Origin of the sequence: Advenella incenata (genome assembly GCF_004217095.1) — a bacterium.
Lineage (GTDB): Bacteria > Pseudomonadota > Gammaproteobacteria > Burkholderiales > Burkholderiaceae_B > Advenella > Advenella incenata.
Genome location: NZ_SHKO01000002.1, coordinates 748,995 through 771,601 on the forward strand (window position 1 = coordinate 748,995; position 22,607 = coordinate 771,601).

Sequence of the window (22,607 nt, forward strand, 5' to 3'; positions counted from 1 at the left end):
CCTAAATTGTCAGCCTGGATCGTTCCGCGTCAGGCGGCCAGCACATACACCTTCGGTTGGCTTGGGACGGCACGGATACCTACCATATTGAAGGTGTTCTGCAGCGTGATGCTGGTCAGACGCGTAGCGGGCAGGCCGCGCAGCAATACAGTAAAGGCCCCGGTCAGATCGCGCTTAAGGCTCATGACGGTGTGGGACACCACACCACCGATAACGCCCGGGATATCGCCCAGGCTGATGGGCGTAAAGGTCATCATATTGTGCGCGGGGGCAAAGCACTTCAGGATATTGAAGCAGATGGGGATAGCCATCATGCCCATCGCAATATTCGGGTAGGGGATGGGAATCGCGGGCGGGGTCAGGCAGACGTCGGGAAATGCCAAGTCCAGTCCGAACATTTGGGTATTTGCAAGCATTTTAACTCCAGTTCGCGCCAGGCTGCAGATGGGCGCTAAAAAGTTCTGCCTCAAAAAGCATCGGGTCTTTTTCGATAACACCAGGTTGTTTCTTGAGGGATAGGTCCGTAACCAGGGCACGGTGCAGCCGTGTACGTGACAATGTGGTTTGGATCCAGAGAATGTCACTGAGGTTGGCACCCGTAAAGTCTGAAAATGACAGATCGCTTTGGCTGAAATTGGCACGCTCGCAATTGGCCTGGTGGAACACGCTCATATCCAGCAAAGCTCGAGAAAAATTACAATCGGCAAGGCACGATTCCGGCCACAATGTCTGGTGCAATTGAGCGTCGGAAAAGTTGGCCCCCGTCAGATCAGCCAGGGGGAAAAGCGTATTGGGCGCAATGGCGCCCCGGAAGTCAGCTTCCTGCAGTTGGCAGCCCTTGAAACTGCACTGCGGCAGTTCGGCCTGGAAAAATCTTGCGGCTCTAAGTGACGAGTCAATGAATTGGCACGCCTGCAAGTGCCGGCGGGACAGGTCCACGCCATCCATATGACATTCGAAAAACACCGCCCGGTCAAAATCGGTTTCAGCCCACGCCAACTGCGTCAGGTCACAGTGCGCGAATGTGAATTGCTCCAGCACGTTTCCGCTTAGATTTGCATCGGTCAGATCGTTTTCATCCAGAAGCGTCATGACATTGCGCTCGAAAAGAAGGCGGCTGCCCTGCATGTTGCATTTGCGAAAAACCGAGTTTTCACTTGTGATGTGTTCGAAGTTGCAGTTGATAAGGGTGGATTCATTAAACTGAGTGACATCCAAAATGCCGTTTGCAATATTGCAATCTTGCATATGACAATTGGTGAACAAAGCGAGCTTGAGATTGCTTGAGCTCAGGTCGCATTGTTCAAAGCGGCATTGAAAAAAAACTGCTTCGGCCAGGTTGGCGCTTTTGATGGAAACCTGTTTGAAGGTTACTTCCTGGAAGGTCATGGCCGAGAGGTCTTGCCCGTTCAGGTCAAAGTCAATGATCTTATCGTTCAGTGAATCGCCGATTCGAGAAAGTTCACGAAGTTGCGCAAGCGTAGTCATGAGTCATTTTCCTGGAGATTTCGCAGCGGATACAGGTTGGCTTCTGTGGTGAAGGCCCGGTCCAGGTCGGTTGTTTCGTCCAGGCGGGCGCCGCCCAGGTTGGCGCGGAAAAAATTTGCTTTTGAAAAATCGGCATGCTCCAGGTTTGCCTGGGTCAGCGTTGCCTGTATCAGGTTGGCGTGCGCGCCCCGGGCATGTCGCAGGTCTGTACGGACAAACAGTGCATCCCGAGCGGTCATTTTGCTCAGCGTGCTGCCTTGCAGGGAACATTCGGACAAATCCGTCATGCTCATATCAGCATGCGTAAAGTCCTGGCCATCCAGGTGCATTCCGCGCAGATTGCATTGTGTGAACTGCGAGTGAGCGAACGAGCAGTCCTGCACGGTGGTGTGATAGGTCATCGCGACATTGATGAATTTTCCATATCCGAAAACTTCGCCTTGCAGTGCGCTTTTGACAAAGTGGCTGCTGTCCAGTACCGCGCCAGCATATTGGTTTCGTGTGAGTTGTGATTGCACGAAGGTTGTGCGCGTCATACATGCACCCATCATATTTTCAGTAAATTCGCATTCGGTAAAAATGCATTGCAGCAGTGCTGCATTTTTAAAGGTACACTTCTCAAACCCAATCTTGTTCAGCAACAATTGTGTGATGCTGGCTTGGGAGAAATTACATTCGAAAAACCGGCTTTTCTCGATAATGCTCGAATCCAGGCTGGCCCCCTCGAATCTGGCCTGGTTGGCATTGATGACTGACAGATTGGCGCTATTGAGGTTTGCATTGCTCAGATTACATCCATCCAGCGTAGCGCGAGCCAGCACCGCTTCCGATAAATTACAGCCCGACAGGTCAGCACCGCTCAGGTCCACTGCCTCCATGAAGGCGCCGTGCAGATCTGCTCCGGGTAGCCGAATGCCAGAAAGATCGGCACCGGTCAGGTCCATCATAGACAGATTCTTGTCCGCATCGTAACGTAGCTGGACGCTGGCGCGAATCTGCTCGTTGCGATGCGCAGAAACCCGGGTGGCCCCTTCCTGCATTTGCACTGAGTACAGATACATCTTGCGATTGAGCGGCTCCATGCGCCTGAGCCGATCCAGGGCTGCAAATTCAGGCATTTCACCAATTTCCTTTGTTTTTTCACGAAACTGGCGATTGGCTTTGCCAAACTCATCGGTGTCTATCGCTTCGTCCAAGGTCATTTTCCGGCTATGGACGTCGGCGCCCGACGGTTCATTGATCTGCGTCAGAGCCGTGGGCTGGTGTTCATGCCAGGCATCCAGTACATCTTTATACTTGTCTGCCATCTGCTCCAGGTCGCCCAGCATATGGTCATCGATCTGTGCCGCAATCGTACGAGGCGGCCCGGGTGGTGGCTTGATCAGATTATCCAGGATGGCTTCGGTCAGCTCAGGAGCGAGAGAATGCTCGCGTATCTCTGCCCGGCGTTCAGCCTTGATCTTGTCGGCTTGTGCCGGCAGCGCTTTGACCGCCTCCATAAGTTCAGGCACGTCCTGTACAGAGTACTGTCGCTCCGGCCCCATTACAATCGGCATGTACTGGTCCGGATCATATCCCGATTGGGCAATAAATTCCCGTCTCTGGGCAATCGTCTGGTCTTTGCGAACAATCGCCTTTTTCCAGCGCGCCAGTTGGGTGACCTGTATATCCTGTAATTCCAGAGGGTTCAGCAGGTCTTTTGGTACAAGCTCGCTATCGAGAAAGGCATACATGGCACCGTGTTCAGGGTCACGGCGCTGTTGCATGACCCGCTGATACCAGGATATCTCTCGTTGCGCTTCAGGTTTTTCCAGCGCCGGCATGATGCATTTGATATCGGCAGCGTCGTCCTCGTCAATTTCCAGTGAGCCATGATAAATCAAGATCACTTTTTTTTCGTGAGGCACAAACCATGCCGTGGTGGCGCGCAGCGGGATCTCGATAAATTGCTCCTGCTCGGGTTCTGACCCGGGTCCTTTTTCAGGTTTCTGTTCTGGTGCTGACGGTTCCCCAAGGGGCAGGGCAGGGCCTTGCGCGGGTGCATGCCATCCATTTAGATCTTGAGCATGGCCGTGTTCCGGGGTTTTTCCGGTTCGTCGGTCATGGCCCTGACGGATTTCTTCTTCGCGCGACAGATTGCTCTTGATGACGAAGCAGCGTGCTTTCCAGTCAGGCAGCACACCCGTCCAGTACGGCTGGCCCGGTGTCATATTCCAGATGGTAAAGGGCGCATGCGCAGGCAGGCAATTGCGCTTAGCCCAGCGCTGGTCAGGGCTGGCCGCATTGAAGATAGCGGGGTTCAAATCCGGAAAGAACCCGGGGAAATCTTTTTTCAGCCATTTTTCGGAATAAGTGCCTCCGAGGGCAAAACGACTGGGGCGCATAAGTGGAATCGGACCGAAGCTGGCGGGCTCGACTGTGCTTTCCTGTGTTTCCATGCGGGTCGCGGGCAGTTCGATATTCGGCGCAAGCCGTGTCGGAATTTCAGCCACCTTGACGGCATCGGCCCCTTTCCCTGCCGTGTTTTCGGCAAAAGACTTGCCTCCGAAAGCGTTTTCCCAGGTGACGTCCATGCGCTCGAAGGGTTCAGGCTCGGTCAGTCGGCCATTTAACCAGTAACGCTGGCCAGAGACCATCAGGCTTTTTTCCAGGCCGCCCACCTGGACACGAACCGCACACTGATTATCCTGTTTTGCAAATTCAGTTGTGGCGAACCCGCTGACCAGATATTCGGCTTGGGGTTTGGGAATGAACTGATCGATCATTCCTTGACAATCGAGCTGGGGGAGCAGGTCGCGCCACAGTAGCTGGTCCGGATCCAGCCTTGGATGATCCTCATCACGACTGTAATCGGCGACGACGAAAACCGCGACGCCCAGGCGATGCTGCCGGTGCATAGAGAAGGGACGCGTCAGTGTTCCCAGATAGAAGGGCTTTATTATCTTCATAATTGGGCAAATCCCGGTTTACTCGATGGCGATATGATCAGGCTGGTCACGACTGACCCTTAACGGGACGCTTGTGCCTGGCGTCAGGCACAGGGCAGCGGAATAATCCACTACCTGCAGTGTCCTGGCTATATGTTCCTGTCCGGTCCTCGGATGGACGTAGCGTATTTGCAGGCGGTACTGGGGCAGGTTGTTGATCAGTGTCCCCGAAAACTCACTGTGTACGATTTCGCCCTGCGCCGGATCCCCAGTATTCATGAGGCGGCGCGCGCGCAGGTCCATTCGCAGTTGAGGAAGCACCCCGATGAAAAAGACGAGCAGGGTCAGGAGCGCACCGGCCAGGATCAAAATTGAACCGACAAGTTCACCCTTATACAGATAGGTAAGGCCCATTGCGAGCAAGGGAATACCGAATATCAACGGGAGCAACTGGCAAAACCCGACGAACAGGAGCTCCCACAGGCCCTGGCGACGGGGCGTCAATTTAATCATGCGATATCATGCCGTCAGGTCCAGGCCTGTGCCGCGAATAGTCATGCCTCCAATCCGCAGGCGTGCTCCTTTGAGCTTGTTATCCAGCCCGCCGATTTCCTGTTTGGTTGCAACGACATCGTTTTGTACCATGCCGACATCATTTTCAACGGCTTTAATACTGCTTAAAATCCCCTTGATGCTGGTCTTCGAACCGGCGAGATCTGCATCTATCCCTGTGACCCGGGACCCTATTGCGGCGGTTTTCCAATCATAGCCGGCCAGTATGCCGGTAAGCCCGTGTGCGGCGACATTGACTCCGGTTATAGTGGCATTAATGCCGAATGCACTCACTGCGGCGATCGCTCCCGTAATTGAGGGACCAACGGTATACGTTTGGCGCAGGCCGAATACTGTATCCCTGGTTACTCCATGGACTGTTCCAGTGCGATCGCCGTTAGTCGTGGTCGTTGTGCTGCCGTTGTAGGTTGTGGTTGTATCTCCAGTGACAACCCGGTTGTGATTGCCGGTCAGCTTTTCATCGATCATTCCATTGATCGTGGACGTCAGGTCTCCAGTTTGAGCGGAGGTCTTGTTGCCGGTCAGTTCGCGCACGATATTGCCTTCGACCGTATCGGAAATCGAGCCAATCTGGTTCTTTACGACTTCACCCGTGCGTGTATCGATCAAATTGCCTGTATGTTCCGAAGCCAGCACACCATTAATAATGGTGTCGTAATTGGCATTGATTTCACGACGTACGGCAGCGTTAAGCTGTTCGTTCGTTATGCCCTGGCGTGTAATATGCGTTTCCTGCTGGACGGTGACGTGCTGGCAGCCACCCACGGTCGTTTTATGGTGATTGCCAATGTGATGATCACAGTCGTTGTTTATTTCAAGCAACATGTTGAGTTGGGCTTTCATGTGAGCCATCTCGGCGCCAAGCTTGTCTTCGAACAGCAGCCAGTTGGCCATCGACGGGTCGCCATGCACCGATTGGCTGCGAAAACCGCTTTGTGAAGCATTTGCCGGGAGATCCACCGGGGGCATGTTGTTGGCGTTGTACACCCTGCCTAGTACGATCGGGCGATCCGGGCAACCGCCGATGAAATCGACGACGACTTCATCGTTGATGCGCGGCAGTTGCAGGCCGCCAAAACCCCCGCCTGCCCAGGGGCTGGACACGCGAACCCAGCATGAGCTATTTTCATTTTTCTTGCCGTAGCGATCCCAGTGAAATTGCACCTTGATGCGGCCATACTGGTCGGTCCACAGTTGTTCTCCTGCGGGACCAACGACGCGCGCTGTTTGCGGGCCGTATGTGTGAGGCATGGGAGTATGACGTGCGGCGCGATACTGCAAGGTAGTCGGCAGCGCGCTAAAGGTTTCTTCATAGAAATCTTCCATGCCGGTTCCGGTCGCATAGCCGGCCACACTCATGCGATAGGCGACGCTGACAACCAGGTGCTCGCGATTTTCACTTTGGCGCGGATGATTCTTTAAACTGAAAGTGTACCCGGGGGCGATGCCGCGTGCATTGGTTCTGCCGCCAATGCGCTCGCGTACGCTTTGCAGTTCTTCAAGTCGTATGCGCGAATATTGTTCACCGTGGTTGGGCTCCTGGTAGCCGCCTTGCCATTCGAAAATTTCCAGATTACCCGACTGTGACCCTCCTGAATTACGCGACACGGCATCCAGGCGGGCGCGTGGCTTGGTGAAATCATAATCGGTCGTGGCGTAGCCATCCGGGGTGATTTGCGCTTCAATCTCCCAAGCCGCCACATATTCTTCTTGTGGATGCGCATGGCGATCAGGCCCATAATACGGCACCGTGGCGTAGCCAGCCTGAGCCTTGTGCGTTGCGATGTCATCTGTAATGATCAGCGTATGCGATCCCTTCTGATGTTCAAAGTAATAATAAATACCCTCGTGTTCCATCAGGCGGCTAATAAAGGCAAAATCCGTTTCCTGGTACTGGACGCAGTATTCCCAGTTACGATATGCGCCGCCAAGCTTGATATCAAACGGGAAATCGTAATCGCCCAGCACTTCGCGGATGACGTCGGGAATGGTTTTTTGCTGAAAAATTTTGTAATCGGACGTCTGGGTCAGGTACCACAACCATGGGCGCACGGTTGCGCGATAGATGTAATATCGTGAGCTATTGTTTTCCCTGCCCACCAAATTGCACTTTGTGATTTGCCCATCCAGAAACCGCGATCCGCACGAAGACTCGATTTCTATCGTGAGCGACTTGCCGAGCAATTGCTGCAAATCAAGGCTGTAGGATTCAGCAACCAGTTCGCATTCAAATTCAAACAGACTGGATATGCCTTCAGTGCCGAACATTTGCCTGAAGGCCAGGACCCCTTCGAGCGGGGTGTGGGCGACGATGGGCCGAAATTCTGTTGAGAAAGGCATATCCATTTTTCGCTCCCAAGTTGTTGCAATTGACCATACATAAAGTTATGAGCAAATCTTGTGCCAGCTTTTTCCTGTTCATACAGGGAGATATCGCACATTTGGGAAGCGATAGGCTCGATTATGGTGCGCAGCTCCATGCTTAAGGTACCGGAATGGCCCATTAATGATTCGTGTATTTATGTGCATCACCATGTCTGGCGTTTTAGGTTGATGCCTGAAGAAACCACTTTTCAGGAAAATAGAATGTACCTACCCTTCAGAAGGGAACGAGCCCACTACAGGAGTTCATTTACTTATCAAAAACAAACAGGATATGGTTATCATCCAGGTACCTGATATTGACCTCACAGCCTTTCTGTACCTTCGATGAATAAAATGCCGGAATGGTTTCCTTGCCTTCTACCTGCTTGATGACTTCTCCCTGAGTCCATGAAAGACGGTATCGTATGGTGATGGATCCGCCATCATTTGAACTTATGTAGCGAACGTCCTCAACCAAGGCCCGGACATCTGTGCCCTGTGACAGGATTTTATGGTCACGGATAAATAGATAGACTATATAGGCGACAATACCTGCGCAGATAAGAACCGAAATAACAATAGCAAATGTCATAGAAGGGGGGATAGGAGCATGGAAATGAATCGTACGTATGCGACGTCAAATCGCATCCGTTATTGTCTCACCTCAATATATGCGTTGTAAGCCTGAATCGGAAAATTTTGACTAATTGCACTGACGATAGAAGCGCGGGCCAATCGTATGTCGTGATATTGAGCAACTGATCACTGTGTTGGGCGTGGCCGTTGAGTATTTGCCAATGGGTTGAACCCTGCGATTGTTACTCAATTGCCGTAAGCTGCCGGCTTAAGAGTGTCGTCGTTGCTTTTTTGGTTCGGCCAAACTGACCCGGTAAACCAATCGGATTGCCGTATTCCCGGTTAATATCGGGCAGCTTGGACGCTTCTATGCTCGGTTCAGACAAAATTTCATCTGATCATCGTCGCAAGTATAGGTTTATGCCCGGGCGCTCGTTTAAGGAATACGCTGGAGTCAATAAATCATGGTGCTCATTCAATTTTTGTTCGAGGGAATAATATGTCTTTAGATTCAGCAGACCGCCGATTGCGTTTTTTTGTTTCTATTGCCGATTTGGGCTCCCTGTCAAAGGCGGCAACGGTCCTGGATCAGACCCAGTCCGGGCTTAGTAAACAACTGGCGTTGCTTGAGGCTCACGTAGACCAGCGCTTGTTCGTCAGGACGGGGCGGGGGTTAAAGCTTACTGAAGCAGGGGAGATCCTCTATGATGCAGTCAAGCCCGCCTTTCTGGAAATAGACCGGGCGATGGATCAAGTGCGCAAGCAAGGTGTAACCCAGGGCACGGTCCGCCTGGCGGCTGTGCATACGCTTAGCTATTATTTCACGGCAGATTGCATCGCCACTTTTGTCAGCAATCGGCCGCATGTCAATCTGTCACTGATGGGGCGAAGCTCGCCGGAGGTCGTGACGCTGGTTGAACATGGTAATGCAGAGCTAGGGCTGGTATACGATTCTGCAGTCAATTCTGATGTGCTCGATTCTACTGCCCTGTTTGAAGAAGACATGGCACTGGTTGTAAAGCAGGACAGCGCGTTGATCGGCCCTCAGGACCTAACGTCGGCATCCCTTCAGCTGGTTGGATTTCCTCCACACTATGCCCTGCGCAAGATGATACATAGTGGCGGCCTGCAGCCACATTTTGTTACCGAGGCCGAAACGGTGGATGCGATGTTGAGACTTGTTTCTTCAGGGGTTGGAGATTGCATTCTGCCATCCAGGATTCCGGCAAAAATACTGGCTGATTATGGTTTGAGGAAGGTGAAAATAGATCGTCCCTTATTGCGGCGAAGAATGGTATTGATCAAGCATCAAGACAAACCGCTGAGTGCTCTGGCCATTGCCCTGGAGCAATGCATCATACAACTGTCGAAAACCATGAAAGAGCAGATGGAATAGCAGCTATGAAGTTTGCTTTATAGCTATATTTGATGTGGATCAATAGAATCTGTCATAGAACTTAAAAGTTCATCTACAAACAGATCATGTACAGGAGGCCACAGCATGAATGCACCATTAAGAGAAAAATCCTATTTTGATAAACGTGCAACCCAGGAGATGTCAAAGCACTTGCAAATTGTAGAGCGAGACACCAAAGAGACCATGGCCTACGCCTGTCGAATCCTGGCCATGACCGAACAGGAAGCGGGCCTGGCAGGGCAGATCAGCGTAAGGTCGGAGCGCCCGGGCGCTTATTGGACCCTGCGCTTTGGCCTGGGTTTTGATGAAGCGAAGCCTGAAGATTTCATCGAAGTTGATCGCGACTTGAATACGTTGACCGGGGAAGGGATGGCCAACCCTGCGACGCGTTTTCATCTTTGGGTCTATGACGCCCGTCCCGATGTCAATTGCATTATTCATACCCATTCGCCCTGGGCATCAGCCCTGGCCGCGGCGCGGCAGCCATTGGTGATCTCTCAAATGGATATGACACCCTTGCATAACGATTGCGCATTTCTGGGTGAATGGCCCGGTGTACCAATTGCTGATGACGAAGGCGTGATTATTTCGCAGGCGCTGGGAGAAAAAAAGGCAATTATCCTGGCCCATCATGGGTATTTGACCGCGGGCACCTCCTGTGAAGAGGCGACCTATCTGTCGGTTTATCTTGAGCGCGCTGCGCGTATGCAGATTCGCGCGCAGGCATTTGGCAACCTGACCCCGGTGGACGACAAGCTTGCTGCTGAAGCTCACGATTATCTGCTCAAGACTTCAATCGTAAAAGCAACATTCAATTATTGGTGCCGGCAGACGCATGGTATCCCTGCGCTTGATCTGAAGTAATTTTCAGACACGTTAAATAGACAATAAAGCTCATTACTATTAAAAGGAACCAGGATGGCGAATAATACGACATCCGGGCCTGTCCGTTCGCGCTCGCAATATGTGACGGCAGGCTTGGCAAGCATGATGGGGACAACCATTGAGTGGTACGACTTTTTCTTATACGGAACAGCCGCAGCACTGGTTTTCAATACGATATTTTTTCCTTCTTTCGACCCGTTGACGGGGACGCTGGCGGCGTTTGCCACCTATTCGGTGGGATTCTTTGCCCGACCGCTGGGGGGCGTCATTTTCGGCCACTTCGGTGACAGGATCGGCCGAAAGTCCATGTTGCTCATCACATTATTCATGATGGGGATCCCGACAATCCTGATCGGGCTCATTCCTTCGTATGAATCTATCGGTTACTGGGGAGCGGTATTGCTGGTGCTCATGCGATTTATCCAGGGCATCGCCGTGGGTGGGGAATGGGGCGGCGCTGTATTGATGGCGGTGGAACATGCTCCTGAAGGCAAAAAAGGGTTTTTTGGCAGCCTGCCGCAAGCGGGAGTTGCGCCGGGTTTGATTCTTTCCTCTTTGGCCATGGGTGCAGTGGCGGCATTGCCCAACGAGGACATGCTGTCCTGGGGCTGGAGAATTCCTTTCCTGGCAAGTGTTCTACTGTTGCTTGTTGGCTGGTTTATCCGCGTCAAGGTCGCCGAATCACCGGATTTTGAGCGCATGGAAAAGACAGGCGAAAAGGTAGAGATGCCCGCCATGATCGTCCTGAAGAAATATCCGAAAGAAGTGCTTGTGGTTGTGGGCGGACGCCTTGCCGAAGTGACCTGGTTTTATACCGTGGTTACCTTTGCGCTGGCCTATGCCACCAATACGCTTGGAATTGACAGGATGGTGATGCTGGATGCCACTATCTGGGGCGCATTGGTGGCCCTGTTTACCATGCCGCTGTTTGGCATTCTTGGCGACCGCCTGAGTTTTAAATGGGTATTCATGGCCGGTTCCGTCGGTATATTGCTGTTTGCACCCGTGTTCTTTTCCATGCTCGGCAGCCTGAGCGTCGCCTCAATCAATATGGCGATGATCATTGCTATCGGCTTGGTCTATGCTTGCCTGTACGGTCCGGAAGGGAGCCTTTTTTCAGCACAGTTCCCGCCAGAGGTGAGATACAGCGGCATATCGATTGCGGTGCAGGTATCTGGCGCCATCGGCGGCGGCTTGGCTCCACTGATCGCAACGTCACTGCTTGCCTACGGCGATGGCAATCCCCGTTATATCGTGTGGTACTTAAGTGGTTTGGGAGTTATTGCCATTATCAGCTCATTCTACATGCATGGTCCGGCCAAATTTGCGACGCCAACTAGCGTTCAAGAGGCCCGGTCATGAATGGCAGAACCGTAGACTACTATTTTTGGCTGAACTCCGACTGGGCCTATTTGGGTGCTGATCGGCTGAAAGGCATAGCGGCAAAATATGATGTGGCAATTCACTACAAACCCGTGGATCTGCCTGATGTATACGCCAGGACGGGCGGGATGCTCCTGCATCAACGCTCGCCAGAGCGCCAGGCCTATCGCATCGCTGAATTGAAGCGGTGGTGCAGAAAATTGGGCATCAACATTAACCTGCAGCCCAGATATATGTGCCCGAATGCAGATCTGGCCTCATGCATGGTTATCGCGGCAAGCCAGAACGGGATCGATATAGCGCAGCTGTATCAATCCATTCTTCGCGCCCAATGGTGCGAAGATCAGGATATTTCATCCGACATAACCCTGATTGATATTGCGAACAGGCAAGGGCTGGATGGACAAGCGTTGGCGAACCTGGCAAAGGCGCCGCAGATCGTTTCTCTCTACCGACAATATACCGACGAAGCTGTCGGCTGCGGCGTATTCGGGTCTCCTTCCTATGTCTTTCAGAATGAACTGTTTTGGGGGCAGGACAGACTGGATATGCTGGAGGAGGCGATCAAAAAGGCAGATTAATTTCGGTTTATATCCGCATGACGGCTCAGTTGCTCGGCCTGTTCTTTCATCTGCTCCACAACATATGACAGGCGTGATGTATCGAGTCGATTTGACATTGCAGTGATGGTCAGCGCTGCCTGGGCTTGTCCTGCGGCATTGACGACCGGTACCGCGACGGCGCTGGTACCGGACATCACGCCATTCTGGGCATAGGCATAGCCCCGTTCTTTGGCCAATTGCACTCTGTCCATCAGTTGCTCTGGTGTCAGTGAGCTCTGTGCCAGGCGTTTGGCATTGGCAACAATGATTTGCCGCAAGTCATCTTGCGACAGGCAGGAAAGAATGGCCACGCCCGAGACGCCAGCGCCTAGCGGTCGTCGTGCACCGACATCAATGGACAAGACCTGGATAGGATGATGGCCTGTCTGGCGGGCGATACAAATCGAATCCAGTCTATGCCTTATGCTCAGGAATGCCGTATCGCCGATGCTTTGCGCCAGATGCCCCAGGCAGGTCGGCGCCGCCGATAGCAGGGGGAACCGTTTTCTGCGGGCAAGGCCCAGTAACGTCAATTCATTGCCAATCAGGTATCGACGCGTTAGCGGATCCTGTTCAACCGCCTGTTCCACAAGCAGCGTTTTAAGAATACGACGTGCGGTAGGCCTGTTCAGGCCAGAAATATTGACAATATCGGTCAAACGCACACCATGCTCCTGACCACAGGCAACCAGTCTCAGAATCTGCATGGCGCGGGAAACAGTCTGACTTGCTGGTTGCGCCGTTTCGGCATCTTCGCTATCGTCAGCATTCATGATTTGTCCTTATGATAGTTAAAGCACTGTTTTGGGGGTTTGTGACACCGCCTGCAAGGTAACCACTTTTCCGAGCGTGGCGTAGTTTGGACCGCCAAGACGGCAAATGGGACGCAAGATCGTACTGTCGATTTTCCCATCATTGAGCAAGCCATCTCGGATATGCCACACCCGGATCTCTCCAACAAAAAACTCCGCACCCGTATCTCCGTATGGCGTCACGCTGTGCAGCCGGCATTCCATACTAATCGGGGCGGCCACCAGACGAGGCACCGGCATTGACTCGCCAGGCAGGGTTTCAAGATCAAGCAACTGCGTTTCACTGATCTGCGGCGGATATTCTCCGGCGCTCTGGTGCAATGGTTCCAGCAGGGTTTCATCTGCAATATTGACGACGAAATGGCTGTTGAAAAGGATATTTGTAGCGGTGTCTTTGCGTACCCCCGCCTTGCGACCAATGTTTATACCGATCATGGGCGGCATGTTGGAAACAATGGTATAGCAACTGAATGGCGCTACATTGGTCAGGCCAGTCTCGGACAACGTGCTTACCCAGGCGATAGGGCGTGGCACGACGATACCGGTCAATAACTTATAGGTCTGCTCCGGACCCATGCTGTCTGCAAAAATTTTCATAGGATGGCACCACTAGAAATATGTCCAAATAATAACCGTCATTGCCAGGAAAAACACATGGCAAACGGTATGATGCCCCAGATTTGCATGATGCTGTGAATGCTGAATTGATTTTTAGTCCGCTATTTGGACGTAATGCTGTTTCTCATGTTGTCCCCGGACGCCAACCCTTGCTATCTTTTTCTACACGGTTCCACCATTGATTACAGGAAGAGACAAATGCAAGCACTAAAAATGGTAACGGCCTTATCCATACTCTTGACCTCGACTGCGTATGCCGACACCTGGCCTTCAAAGCCAGTCTCCATCGTTGTTCCCTATCCCCCCGGAGGCAACGTAGATGTTGCCGCCAGACTGATTGCACCCGGACTGGCGAAAGCTTTTGGCAAGCCATTTATCGTGGAAAACAAGGCTGGTGCCGGCGGCATGATTGCGGCAGAGTATGTGGCAAAGTCCAAACCGGACGGGTACACGTTCTTCATGGCGGCCAACGGGCCCCTGCTTTATAGCCCGATTATTTTCAATCGTGATTCCTACCATTGGGACCGGGATTTCGAGGCAGTCACCACGGTTTCGATGACCCCGATGGTTTTGCAGGTACGCCCCGGTCTACCGATCAAAACAGTCACTGAACTCATAGACTACGCAAAACAGCATCCTGGCAAGCTGAATATGGCTTCGCCAGGCGCCGGTACATCCAATCATCTGATGAGCGAAATGCTGCTCGCGAAAACGGGGGCCAAATGGATGACGGTCCATTACAAAGGCAATTCACCTGCCCTAACCGATTTGCTGGGTGGGCAGGTTGACTTCAGCTTTGACCAGATGTCCGTAGCCTTGCCCTATTTAAAGGAAGGCAAGCTGCGTCCGCTTGCCGTCACATCAGAAAAGCGACTGGCCAGCCTGCCGAATGTGCCGACCCTGGTTGAATCTGGTATTGCAGATGCGGTTGCCTATACCTTTACCGGCTTGATGGCGCCCAAAGGCACGCCTGACGACATTCGCGACAAACTAAGCGCTGCAACGACTGCGGTCTTGAAGGATCCTGCGATTATTCAGCGCTTTGAGACGCTCGGTGCCGAAGCCCACAGCATGACGCCTGATGACTTTAAGGCGTATCTGAAGAAAGAAGACGAGCGGTGGGTACCTATTATCAAAAACGCGAACATCAGTGTGAACTAGGAACAGAACATGTCAGGAGAAATGAATATGGCAAAAAGAAAGAGCATCTACGCGCAAGGGTTCAGTCATAAGAACCCGATTCCGGCGGCCAGCCAGATTGGCTGCATGGTGTTTTCGGGCAGCATTCAGGGAACGGATCCCTCAACCGGTGAATACGGTTCGACGATAGAGGAGCAAAGCCGGCTTATGTTTGATCATGTGAAACGTATCTGCAGTGCCGCCAGTCTGGAACCCACGGACATTATCAAGATGCATGTGTGGATGAACGATCGGTCGCAACGCGCAGCCTTGAACAAAGAATGGCTGGCGCTCTTTCCCGATCCCGATTCAAGGCCGGCCAGGCACACCATGCAGGCCAGCCTGGATGGTGGCAAATTACTGGAGTGCGACTTCATTGCCGTGAAGGGGGAAGCAAATGCCTGATTATCTTGCCCCTGACCCAAACCCACGTTCGCCCAATCCCAAACCGCCTGCCAACAGTTGTGATTGTCAGTTCCATGTATTCGGACCGGCAACCAAATATCCCGTCAGGGCCGGCGCGGCCTATGAAATGCCCACGGCCACGATAGAAGTGGCATTGCAATTGCATCGAACATTGGGAATACAAAGAGGTGTGATTGTCCAGGCAACCACCTACGGGGCCGACCATCAAGTGGTCCTGGACGCACTGGAGGCGTCCGGACCGGGCTACCGAGGTTGTGCCAATGCACTGGTGCTGCTTGAAGGCAGTGACAGTGATCTCGAAAAGCTCGATTCGGCAGGCATAAAAGGAGCCCGCTTCAATCGCCAGGGACTGGGCGTGAGTATGTCGGAAAAAGAATTTGATCATGCGATCGCACGCATTCGGGAACTGGGCTGGTACGCGAAGTTTCAGCCTGAAGCGACCGGCATCATGGATCAACTTGCCATGTTTCAGTCGCTGGACATTCCGGTGATGCTGGATCACATGGGGCGTCCCGATCCTCGCTCAGAAAGCGCCGACCCTAGCCTGAACGCTGTTCTGGAATTACTCAAAAAAGGCAACTTCTGGGTCATGCTTTCTCTGACAGAAAAGGTATCACGCGCTGGTGCGCCCTGGAACGATGTCATTCCCATTGCACAGGCCTATATTGAGGCTGCGCCGGATCGGGTCGTATGGGGGAGCGACTGGCCGCACCCGGTGTCGGTCAAGCAGCCGCCAAACGAGGGTGATCTGGTCGAACAACTGTACCGCTATGCGCCTTCCGAGGCCTTGCTTAAAAAAATACTGGTTGATAATCCAGCCGCCTTCTTTGGATTTGAGAAATGAAGATAGTTTCTTTTGTGATACAAAACAGAGCGCGATTCGGCGTGGTCATTGAACATGAGGTTGTTGATCTGACCGACGCTTTCGGTCCGGATATCGGTACCGTCAATGCACTGCTGGGCAGCGACAAGTTGGCAAGTGTCGTTCAATCGCTGCCTGATGGTGCGCCACGTTACGCCCTGGACGAACTGCATTATCTGCCGCCTATACCCAACCCTGGGAAAATCATTTGTGTGGGGGTCAATTATCACCATCGCAATGAAGAATATAAAGACGGCACCGCAGCACCTGCCTATCCCAGCGTCTTCCCACGGTTCGCGTCATCCATGACCGGCCATGGACAGCCGCTGATTTGCCCGGTTGAAGAGTCTGAGCAGCTTGACTACGAGGGCGAAATTGCAATCGTGATCGGAAAGCGCGGCCGGCGCATTCCACAGCAGCAGGCGCTATCTCATATTGCAGGCCTGACTTGCCTGAATGAAGGCAGCGTGCGCGACTGGTTAAAACACGGAAAATTTAATGTCACGCAGGGAAAGAACTTCGATCAGAGTGGCTCTGCCGGGCCCTGGCTGGTTACTGCCGACCAATTCCCTCGTTATGACAATCTTGAAGTGATCACACGGGTGAATGGCGAAGAACGTCAGCGCGATACCACCGCGAACTTGATGTTCTCTTTCGAGTATCTGATCCATTACATTTCCCGGTGGACGACGCTGGAGCCTGGGGACGTGATCTCTACCGGCACGCCGACGGGCGCCGGGATTCGATACGATCCGCCAAAGTTTCTTCGGGAAGGGGACGTGGTGGAAGTGGAGGTGCCGACAATCGGCATTCTGAAAAATACTGTCAGAAATGGATGAATGATGCTCAGCAAGCAAATACACAAGAAAGCAATGCGCCTGTTGCTGGATGCAGAAAAAAATGCAACACCCGTTGCGCAGCTGGACGAAACTTTTCCTGGGTTGCAGATCGCCGACGCCTACGAGATACAGAAACTGGTCATTGCTGACAAGATAGCGCATGGCGCCGTCCTGCGCGGACACAAGATTGGCCTGACATCCAGGGCAATGCAATCGACGCTTGGCATCAATGAGCCTGATTACGGCCATTTGCTGGATAACATGTTCTATTACGACGGTGATCGAATTGCCGCAGACCGCTTTATTGTGCCGCGCGTTGAAGTGGAGTTGGCGTTTGTCCTTGGAAAGGCGCTCAAGGGCCCGAACGTGTCGCTATTTGATGTTCTGGAAGCGACCGACTTTATACAGCCCGCGCTTGAACTGGTTGACGGACGTACCCGGTATCCACGACGGATTGTTGACAATATCGCGGACAATGCTGCTTCTGCTGCGGTTGTGCTGGGTGGCCGGGTCGTGCGGCCCATGGACATTGACCTTCGCTGGGCCAGTGCGCTTTTGTATAAAAATGGCACCATCGAAGAATCGGGCGTATCTGCTGCGGTTCTTGGGCACCCTGCAATGGGGGTCGTATGGCTGGCGAACAAAATCGCTGATTTTGGCGGTGTCCTGGAAAAAGGGCACATCATACTGGCCGGATCCTTCACCCGTACCGTTCCTGTCGCAAAAGGCGATGTGATTCACGCAGACTTCGGCACGCTGGGCAGCATCTCTGTTAGTTTTACCTGATCAAGGGAGAGTCGCAATGATTGCAGGCAAGAACAAATTCAAGCAGGCATTGGCCCATGGGCAGCATCAGTTGGGGTTGTGGGTGTCCTTGTGTAACGCGTACAGTGCCGAAATTGTAGCTGGCGCAGGTTTTGACTGGCTTTTGCTGGATACCGAACATTCACCGAACGAGGTCTCTGGTGTGCTTGCCCAGTTGCAGGCAGCGGCGCCTTATCCCGTATCGGCAGCCGTGCGGCCCTCATGGAACGATGCAGTCCAGCAAAAGCGCTTTCTTGATATCGGTACGCAGACCTTGTTGATCCCTTATGTTCAGAATGCAGAAGAGGCCGCCAGGGCGGTGGCCGGCATGCGCTATCCGCCACGAGGCAACAGGGGCGTGGGCGGGACCATGCGCGCCAGTGATTTCGGCAGGCAAAAGACATACATGCACGAGTGCGAAAATCAACTTTGTTTACTGGTGCAGGTAGAAACGCAGGAAGGGCTCGATAATCTGGAGGCCATTGCCCGGGTAGATGGCGTGGACGGCGTGTTTATTGGTCCGGCAGATCTATCGGCCAGCATGGGACATTTGGGCAACCCTGGTCATCACGAAGTGCAAAGTGCGATAGAGGATGCGATCCGTCAGGTTCGGGCGCTTGGTAAAGCGCCCGGCATCCTTACATTGGACACGCAATTGGCCCGCCACTACATGGAATGCGGGTCGCTGTTTACGGCCGTGGGTATGGACGTTGCGTTACTGGCTAGAGCGGCCGATCAGTTGGCGGCAGCATTTTCCTTGTCTCAAACAAACAAGGTTAAATAACGCCAGCCGCAACGGCTTTTTGTTAGTGCGATAGCTGATACTGCCGATAAGAATCCATTGCAGCGCTTACCGGCAGATACACCCCCGCCTTTGTTCAAGGTTAAAGTGCCCATCATGAATGAACACCCTAATCCTGAACCTATCTTTCTGCTCCTGCCTTGCGCTTTTGCAGATATATGGCGGTTTTGACTGCAGCGCCCCGCAGCGGCTCGGGTGGAAGCCAGTTCGGTTTATCCATGGCCAGAACATCTACAAGTTCCTGGGTGTGATGCCCCATTATCAGCTCCGCAAGTAATTTTCCGTAGCAGGTGCCTTTTAGTACGCCGGCGCCATTGCACCCGACGGACGCATAAAGATTTGGCGACATTTGGCCAAAATAGGTCGCGCCGTTACGCGTTAGCGCCGTTGCGCCACCCCACAGGTGTTCGAATCGATGGCTTTTCGCTGCGGGGTAGCGTCGGCGATAACAATCAGTCAACAGTTCCAGCACAGTACTTTCGGTCTGTGGCTTTTCATAAGAATAGGCGCTTCGTACCATAAAGCGTTTGTTTTGGATCTTCCGTAGCGTGGTGCCCATACGGTTCGCTGGAATCAGCCCCCATTCGGGCTCGCTTCCGTGCAACGCGAGCTGCTGTGCATCCAGCTCGGGTGTAATCGCTGCGTAGGTGAAGATCGTGAACATCCGGTCTTTCAGAAAACCCAGTTTGCGCGCAAAGCCGTTGTTGGCAACAATGATTTTTCCCCCACGAATCAGGCCTTGTGCGGTGAGAACCCCTTGTTCCCGACCCTGCTCGACCGACAAAACGGGGCAGTTCTCCACCAATGTGACATTGGCAGGCAAGTTGTCGGCCAGGCCGCGAATGAGCGCAGCAGGCTGCATAAAAATATTGCTATTGGTTTGAATGGCGTAGCGGTAATATTGAGTGCCCAGACGTTCGGATAATTGGGCCGGAGAGATCTCCTGGTATGGCACACCCCATTTGTCATATTGACGAGCAGTGTTTTGCAGGCTGATGGCCCCTTCCGCGGTGGCTGCGCCGTGGTACTTTCCCTTGGGATTCCAGCCGCAATCAATCTGATACGAATCCACCAGTCCCTTGAGCCAGCGTAACCCGCCGTCATAGACTCGGATTTGCTTTTGCGCCACCTCTGCCGGGCTGATATGGCCCGACATATTGGTGTTATGAGGCAAGGCGATGACGAACCCTGAATTTCGGGCTGACGAGCCCTCTCCAACGACACCAGCCTCCAGGACCAGGATACTGGCGGACGCATTCAATTCTGCCAGCCTGCGCGCTGCGGCCAATCCGGTGTATCCGGCCCCGATAACGATAAAATCGTACTTGCTTTGAATCGAAATATTTGTCTTCGCTGTTCGCGCAGGCAACAGAGAGTTCCACCCGGACCGACTTTCGTAGACGGGGTAAGTTGTTCTAGACGACATGTTTAACCTTGATGTTTTTATAGAAAACTATGCACGAGCTTCCAGGCTTTTTTGGACTTCGTGTTGGACCGTGTCCCAGATCTGCGCTTTGAGTTCGTTGAACCGTGGTGACAGTTGAACACTCGCATTACGGGGGTGAGGCAGGTCATTGGGGATGTCCTGTACCACCTTGCCAGGCTTGGAGCCCAGCACAATAACGCGGGTCGACAGTAGCAGGGCCTCATCAATCGAATGGGTAATGAACACAATTGTCTTGCCGCTCTGCTCATAAATTCTGATCAGTTGCTCTTGCAACACTTGTCGTGTCATGGCGTCCAGGGCGGCAAACGGTTCATCAAGCAGAATCACATCTGGGTTGTTGGCAAGCACCCGTGCAATCGATACCCGCTGGCGCATGCCTCCGGACAAGGCTTTGGGAAAGGCGTCTTCGAATGATTGCAGTCCAACCATATCGATATACTTCTGCGCAACTTCGTGCCGCTCTTTCTTGGCAACGCCCCTGAGCTTTAACCCGAATGCCACGTTTTCCAACACGGTCATCCATGGGAACAGTGCATATTGCTGGAAGACCATGCCACACTGAGGATCAACGTCGTTGACCTCGTGACCGTTGACGACAATCCGTCCCGTGGACGGACGCACAAAACCTGCGATCAGGTTGATCAACGTGGACTTGCCGCAACCGGATGCGCCCAGCAGGACCACGAATTCGCCTTTCTTGACCTCAATATTTACTTTATCCAGAACATTCAATGTTCCGTAACTCTTGCTCACATTCTCAATATTTATCATGTCAGTCTCCCTCTAGCGCTGCCAGCGCAAAACCCGGTTTTCAATACGGCGCAGAATCACGTCAATAATCAATACTGTGATACTGATCATGACCATACCCAAGACAACCGTGTCAGTCTGGAAAAACTCCTTGCCGTTCATGATCATGAAGCCGAGTCCCTCTTTGGCTGAAACAAGTTCTGCTGAGATAACGCAGGTCCAGGACAAACCCAGGATGATCTTGAAACCGCTGATGATCTGTGCAAGACTGGCCGGCAAAATGACTTCCCGCATGACCTGGAACCGGCTTGCTCCCAGGTTTCGGGCCGCAAGCACCAGCACCTGGTCAACATTGCGAGTGGCTTCGATCACGTAAAGCAATGCTGGCGCGATGGTTCCCATGAAAACAATGCTGTACTTCTGGGTCTCTGTAATGCCGAACCAAAGCAGTGATAGCGGAATCCAGCTCATGGAAGGCAAGGGCCGTATCAGCGAAATGATCGGATCAAATACTGCGCAAAAACGGCGGGAGGTGCCCAGCACCAGCCCCAACGGGATGGATATCGCTACTGCAAGCGTAAATCCGATCATCACCCTGCGCGTGGATGCCAGCACATGTGATATCAGCACGCCATCGTTCAGGGTTCGAATGCCGCGCAAGACCACTTCGGTCGGGGAAGGAAGAAAGATGGGATCGACCAGCCCGAAGCGACACACCATTTCCCAAACTGAAACGAAAACGACGACCGATATGCAACTGATCAGGACGAGTTCCCGTTTTTTGGAAACGTAAGACATACTTGGATACTCCTGTTATTTTGAAAAAACGGATCTCAAATGAAATTCGGGTTGATCCAGTCGCTCACTTTGGGCGCGCTGTCCAGTTGCTTGTAGGTAACCAGCATTTCGGCCAGCTTTTGAAGGCCTGTGACGAATTTCCCGTCTTTAGCCATCAAGTCCTTTTGTTGCTCGAGGGTGTACCATTCGGCCCCCTTAATCGTTTGCAACTGCTCTGCATCGCTCAGATTGGTCAGTTTTTTGAGAATCGGAACCGCCTTTTCGGGCGTGTTTTTCAGAACCTCGCATGATTGGAAATAGGCTTTGATAAAGCTTTTGACCGCCTCCGGGTTTGACTCGGCATAGGATTTCTTTACAACCAACAGATCGGGGCCCGGCGTTGTTCCGAACTCCTTGTACAGACTGAAACTTGTGTCATCGGCCAGCAGTTTGACGCCTGGCATTGAGGACAGAATGTTAAATTGCGGGGTCCATGCGGCGCAGGCATCGATCTGACCGGACTTCATCGCGGCAATGATCTCGGGTCCGGAGATATTGATAACGTTAATATCCTTGTCTGGCGTCAAGCCGCTGGATGCAATCAAGTCCAGCACCAAAAGATGTGTGCTGGATGCAAAGGCCGTGCCAATCGTTTTGCCTTTTAGGTCTGCGATGCTGTTGATCCCTTCCTTGACGAACAGCCCCTCAACCTTTCCGAAGTTTTCCGGTACACCGACCACATAGAATTGCTTCACACCGCGCGCCATCAGCGCCATCGTTGAAATGGAGCCAAATCCAGCCAAATCGACGTCTCCGGCCATCATTGCGCTGAGTCGTGCAGAGCCGGTTACAAACGATTCCCAGCGCAAATCAATGCCTTCTTTCTTGAGCAGGCCATTTTCGATTGCCAGATACGTGGGATAGTGCGAAAGCCATGGAGAGCCCCCATATGCCATTTTTTGCAGCTCTTTTGCAGAGGCAAAAAGCCCTGTTCCCGCCAGGCCAATAGCGCCAGCACCGGCGAGGGTATTTTTCAGAAAAACGCGACGATTAGTTGATGTCACTTTGACCTCCTT

The 22,607-nt window shown here is 52.8% G+C and carries 22 protein-coding genes; 10 read left to right on the forward strand and 12 right to left on the reverse strand.

Features of this window, described 5'->3' with window-relative positions; translation table 11 throughout:
• Positions 1-29: 29 nt before the first annotated feature.
• The 6 genes from EV681_RS14700 to EV681_RS14725 all read right to left on the reverse strand — a co-directional run bounded on the left by EV681_RS14700 (position 30) and on the right by EV681_RS14725 (position 7,944).
• Positions 30-416 carry a DUF4150 domain-containing protein gene (locus EV681_RS14700; RefSeq protein ID WP_128392752.1) on the reverse strand — a complete coding sequence of 129 codons (387 nt, stop codon included), beginning with the start codon at positions 414-416 and terminating at the stop codon, positions 30-32.
• A 1-nt stretch (position 417) separates the two neighbouring features.
• Positions 418-1,488, reverse strand: a complete 1,071-nt coding sequence (locus EV681_RS14705) for a pentapeptide repeat-containing protein (protein ID WP_130304390.1) — start codon at positions 1,486-1,488, stop codon at positions 418-420.
• Positions 1,485-4,436, reverse strand: a complete 2,952-nt coding sequence (locus EV681_RS14710; RefSeq protein ID WP_130304391.1) for a DUF2169 family type VI secretion system accessory protein — start codon at positions 4,434-4,436, stop codon at positions 1,485-1,487. The genes EV681_RS14705 and EV681_RS14710 overlap by 4 nt, the downstream gene beginning before the upstream one ends.
• Positions 4,437-4,454: 18 nt before the next feature.
• Positions 4,455-4,928 carry a DUF3592 domain-containing protein gene (locus EV681_RS14715; RefSeq protein ID WP_128392749.1) on the reverse strand — a complete coding sequence of 158 codons (474 nt, stop codon included), beginning with the start codon at positions 4,926-4,928 and terminating at the stop codon, positions 4,455-4,457.
• Between the two features lie 6 nt (positions 4,929-4,934).
• Positions 4,935-7,334 carry a type VI secretion system Vgr family protein gene (locus tag EV681_RS14720; protein WP_130304392.1) on the reverse strand — a complete coding sequence of 800 codons (2,400 nt, stop codon included), beginning with the start codon at positions 7,332-7,334 and terminating at the stop codon, positions 4,935-4,937.
• A gap of 286 nt (positions 7,335-7,620) precedes the next feature.
• Positions 7,621-7,944: a DUF3592 domain-containing protein gene (locus EV681_RS14725; RefSeq protein WP_128392747.1), complete on the reverse strand. Its 324-nt coding sequence runs from the start codon at positions 7,942-7,944 to the stop codon at positions 7,621-7,623.
• A 483-nt stretch (positions 7,945-8,427) separates the two neighbouring features.
• Here EV681_RS14725 and EV681_RS14730 point away from each other — a divergent pair, with 483 nt between their 5' ends.
• The 4 genes from EV681_RS14730 to EV681_RS14745 all read left to right on the forward strand — a co-directional run bounded on the left by EV681_RS14730 (position 8,428) and on the right by EV681_RS14745 (position 12,194).
• Positions 8,428-9,324, forward strand: a complete 897-nt coding sequence (locus tag EV681_RS14730) for a LysR family transcriptional regulator (RefSeq protein WP_128392746.1) — start codon at positions 8,428-8,430, stop codon at positions 9,322-9,324.
• A 105-nt stretch (positions 9,325-9,429) separates the two neighbouring features.
• Complete coding sequence (locus EV681_RS14735; RefSeq protein ID WP_128392745.1) at positions 9,430-10,209, forward strand: aldolase; 780 nt, start codon at positions 9,430-9,432, stop codon at positions 10,207-10,209.
• A 54-nt stretch (positions 10,210-10,263) separates the two neighbouring features.
• Positions 10,264-11,592, forward strand: coding sequence for an MFS transporter (locus tag EV681_RS14740; RefSeq protein WP_130304393.1), 1,329 nt, complete (start codon positions 10,264-10,266; stop codon positions 11,590-11,592).
• Positions 11,589-12,194 (forward strand): 2-hydroxychromene-2-carboxylate isomerase, encoded by a 606-nt coding sequence (locus tag EV681_RS14745; protein WP_130304394.1) that lies wholly within the window; start codon positions 11,589-11,591, stop codon positions 12,192-12,194. Before EV681_RS14740 ends, EV681_RS14745 begins: the two co-directional genes overlap by 4 nt.
• Here the strand turns inward: EV681_RS14745 and EV681_RS14750 are convergent.
• Both EV681_RS14750 and EV681_RS14755 read right to left on the reverse strand, forming a co-directional pair.
• Positions 12,191-12,988, reverse strand: coding sequence for an IclR family transcriptional regulator (locus tag EV681_RS14750; RefSeq protein ID WP_130304395.1), 798 nt, complete (start codon positions 12,986-12,988; stop codon positions 12,191-12,193). The two genes, EV681_RS14745 and EV681_RS14750, sit on opposite strands and share 4 nt — an antisense overlap.
• Before the next feature lie 18 nt (positions 12,989-13,006).
• Positions 13,007-13,624 carry a flavin reductase family protein gene (locus EV681_RS14755; protein ID WP_128392741.1) on the reverse strand — a complete coding sequence of 206 codons (618 nt, stop codon included), beginning with the start codon at positions 13,622-13,624 and terminating at the stop codon, positions 13,007-13,009.
• Positions 13,625-13,843: 219 nt separating this feature from the next.
• Here EV681_RS14755 and EV681_RS14760 point away from each other — a divergent pair, with 219 nt between their 5' ends.
• From EV681_RS14760 to hpaI, 6 genes are read left to right on the forward strand one after another with little or no spacing between them, the layout of a single operon-like run.
• Entirely contained in the window at positions 13,844-14,806 is a 963-nt protein-coding gene (locus tag EV681_RS14760; protein ID WP_130304396.1) for a Bug family tripartite tricarboxylate transporter substrate binding protein, read from the forward strand.
• Between the two features lie 27 nt (positions 14,807-14,833).
• Positions 14,834-15,229: a RidA family protein gene (locus EV681_RS14765; RefSeq protein WP_130304397.1), complete on the forward strand. Its 396-nt coding sequence runs from the start codon at positions 14,834-14,836 to the stop codon at positions 15,227-15,229.
• Positions 15,222-16,094, forward strand: a complete 873-nt coding sequence (locus EV681_RS14770; RefSeq protein ID WP_130304398.1) for an amidohydrolase family protein — start codon at positions 15,222-15,224, stop codon at positions 16,092-16,094. Before EV681_RS14765 ends, EV681_RS14770 begins: the two co-directional genes overlap by 8 nt.
• Positions 16,091-16,951, forward strand: coding sequence for a fumarylacetoacetate hydrolase family protein (locus tag EV681_RS14775; protein ID WP_130304399.1), 861 nt, complete (start codon positions 16,091-16,093; stop codon positions 16,949-16,951). Before EV681_RS14770 ends, EV681_RS14775 begins: the two co-directional genes overlap by 4 nt.
• A 3-nt stretch (positions 16,952-16,954) precedes the next feature.
• Positions 16,955-17,737: a 2-oxo-hept-4-ene-1,7-dioate hydratase gene (hpaH, locus tag EV681_RS14780; protein WP_130304632.1), complete on the forward strand. Its 783-nt coding sequence runs from the start codon at positions 16,955-16,957 to the stop codon at positions 17,735-17,737.
• Between the two features lie 16 nt (positions 17,738-17,753).
• The gene (gene hpaI, locus EV681_RS14785; protein ID WP_130304400.1) at positions 17,754-18,539 is read left to right on the forward strand and encodes a 4-hydroxy-2-oxoheptanedioate aldolase; all 786 of its coding nucleotides are present in this window, start codon (positions 17,754-17,756) and stop codon (positions 18,537-18,539) included.
• Between the two features lie 139 nt (positions 18,540-18,678).
• Here hpaI and EV681_RS14790 read toward each other — a convergent pair whose 3' ends face one another.
• From EV681_RS14790 to EV681_RS14805, 4 genes are read right to left on the reverse strand one after another with little or no spacing between them, the layout of a single operon-like run.
• Positions 18,679-19,983, reverse strand: a complete 1,305-nt coding sequence (locus EV681_RS14790; protein WP_130304401.1) for an NAD(P)/FAD-dependent oxidoreductase — start codon at positions 19,981-19,983, stop codon at positions 18,679-18,681.
• A gap of 27 nt (positions 19,984-20,010) precedes the next feature.
• Positions 20,011-20,775 (reverse strand): ABC transporter ATP-binding protein, encoded by a 765-nt coding sequence (locus tag EV681_RS14795; RefSeq protein ID WP_128392734.1) that lies wholly within the window; start codon positions 20,773-20,775, stop codon positions 20,011-20,013.
• Positions 20,776-20,787: 12 nt separating this feature from the next.
• On the reverse strand, positions 20,788-21,552 hold the full coding sequence (locus EV681_RS14800; RefSeq protein WP_128392733.1) for an ABC transporter permease: 765 nt from the start codon (positions 21,550-21,552) through the stop codon (positions 20,788-20,790).
• A 35-nt stretch (positions 21,553-21,587) separates the two neighbouring features.
• Positions 21,588-22,595 carry an ABC transporter substrate-binding protein gene (locus EV681_RS14805; protein ID WP_130304402.1) on the reverse strand — a complete coding sequence of 336 codons (1,008 nt, stop codon included), beginning with the start codon at positions 22,593-22,595 and terminating at the stop codon, positions 21,588-21,590.
• Positions 22,596-22,607: the final 12 nt, after the last annotated feature.

What these genes read in the sequence shown, in the direction of transcription:
- EV681_RS14700 (WP_128392752.1), bottom strand. Translation starts at nt 416, where the DNA reads ATGCTTGCAAATACCCAAATGTTCGGACTGGACTTGGCATTTCCCGAC.
- EV681_RS14705 (WP_130304390.1), bottom strand. Translation starts at nt 1,488, where the DNA reads ATGACTACGCTTGCGCAACTTCGTGAACTTTCTCGAATCGGCGATTCA.
- EV681_RS14710 (WP_130304391.1), bottom strand. Translation starts at nt 4,436, where the DNA reads ATGAAGATAATAAAGCCCTTCTATCTGGGAACACTGACGCGTCCCTTC.
- EV681_RS14715 (WP_128392749.1), bottom strand. Translation starts at nt 4,928, where the DNA reads ATGATTAAATTGACGCCCCGTCGCCAGGGCCTGTGGGAGCTCCTGTTC.
- EV681_RS14720 (WP_130304392.1), bottom strand. Translation starts at nt 7,334, where the DNA reads ATGGATATGCCTTTCTCAACAGAATTTCGGCCCATCGTCGCCCACACC.
- EV681_RS14725 (WP_128392747.1), bottom strand. Translation starts at nt 7,944, where the DNA reads ATGACATTTGCTATTGTTATTTCGGTTCTTATCTGCGCAGGTATTGTC.
- EV681_RS14730 (WP_128392746.1), top strand. Translation starts at nt 8,428, where the DNA reads ATGTCTTTAGATTCAGCAGACCGCCGATTGCGTTTTTTTGTTTCTATT.
- EV681_RS14735 (WP_128392745.1), top strand. Translation starts at nt 9,430, where the DNA reads ATGAATGCACCATTAAGAGAAAAATCCTATTTTGATAAACGTGCAACC.
- EV681_RS14740 (WP_130304393.1), top strand. Translation starts at nt 10,264, where the DNA reads ATGGCGAATAATACGACATCCGGGCCTGTCCGTTCGCGCTCGCAATAT.
- EV681_RS14745 (WP_130304394.1), top strand. Translation starts at nt 11,589, where the DNA reads ATGAATGGCAGAACCGTAGACTACTATTTTTGGCTGAACTCCGACTGG.
- EV681_RS14750 (WP_130304395.1), bottom strand. Translation starts at nt 12,988, where the DNA reads ATGAATGCTGACGATAGCGAAGATGCCGAAACGGCGCAACCAGCAAGT.
- EV681_RS14755 (WP_128392741.1), bottom strand. Translation starts at nt 13,624, where the DNA reads ATGAAAATTTTTGCAGACAGCATGGGTCCGGAGCAGACCTATAAGTTA.
- EV681_RS14760 (WP_130304396.1), top strand. Translation starts at nt 13,844, where the DNA reads ATGCAAGCACTAAAAATGGTAACGGCCTTATCCATACTCTTGACCTCG.
- EV681_RS14765 (WP_130304397.1), top strand. Translation starts at nt 14,834, where the DNA reads ATGGCAAAAAGAAAGAGCATCTACGCGCAAGGGTTCAGTCATAAGAAC.
- EV681_RS14770 (WP_130304398.1), top strand. Translation starts at nt 15,222, where the DNA reads ATGCCTGATTATCTTGCCCCTGACCCAAACCCACGTTCGCCCAATCCC.
- EV681_RS14775 (WP_130304399.1), top strand. Translation starts at nt 16,091, where the DNA reads ATGAAGATAGTTTCTTTTGTGATACAAAACAGAGCGCGATTCGGCGTG.
- hpaH (WP_130304632.1), top strand. Translation starts at nt 16,955, where the DNA reads ATGCTCAGCAAGCAAATACACAAGAAAGCAATGCGCCTGTTGCTGGAT.
- hpaI (WP_130304400.1), top strand. Translation starts at nt 17,754, where the DNA reads ATGATTGCAGGCAAGAACAAATTCAAGCAGGCATTGGCCCATGGGCAG.
- EV681_RS14790 (WP_130304401.1), bottom strand. Translation starts at nt 19,983, where the DNA reads ATGTCGTCTAGAACAACTTACCCCGTCTACGAAAGTCGGTCCGGGTGG.
- EV681_RS14795 (WP_128392734.1), bottom strand. Translation starts at nt 20,775, where the DNA reads ATGATAAATATTGAGAATGTGAGCAAGAGTTACGGAACATTGAATGTT.
- EV681_RS14800 (WP_128392733.1), bottom strand. Translation starts at nt 21,552, where the DNA reads ATGTCTTACGTTTCCAAAAAACGGGAACTCGTCCTGATCAGTTGCATA.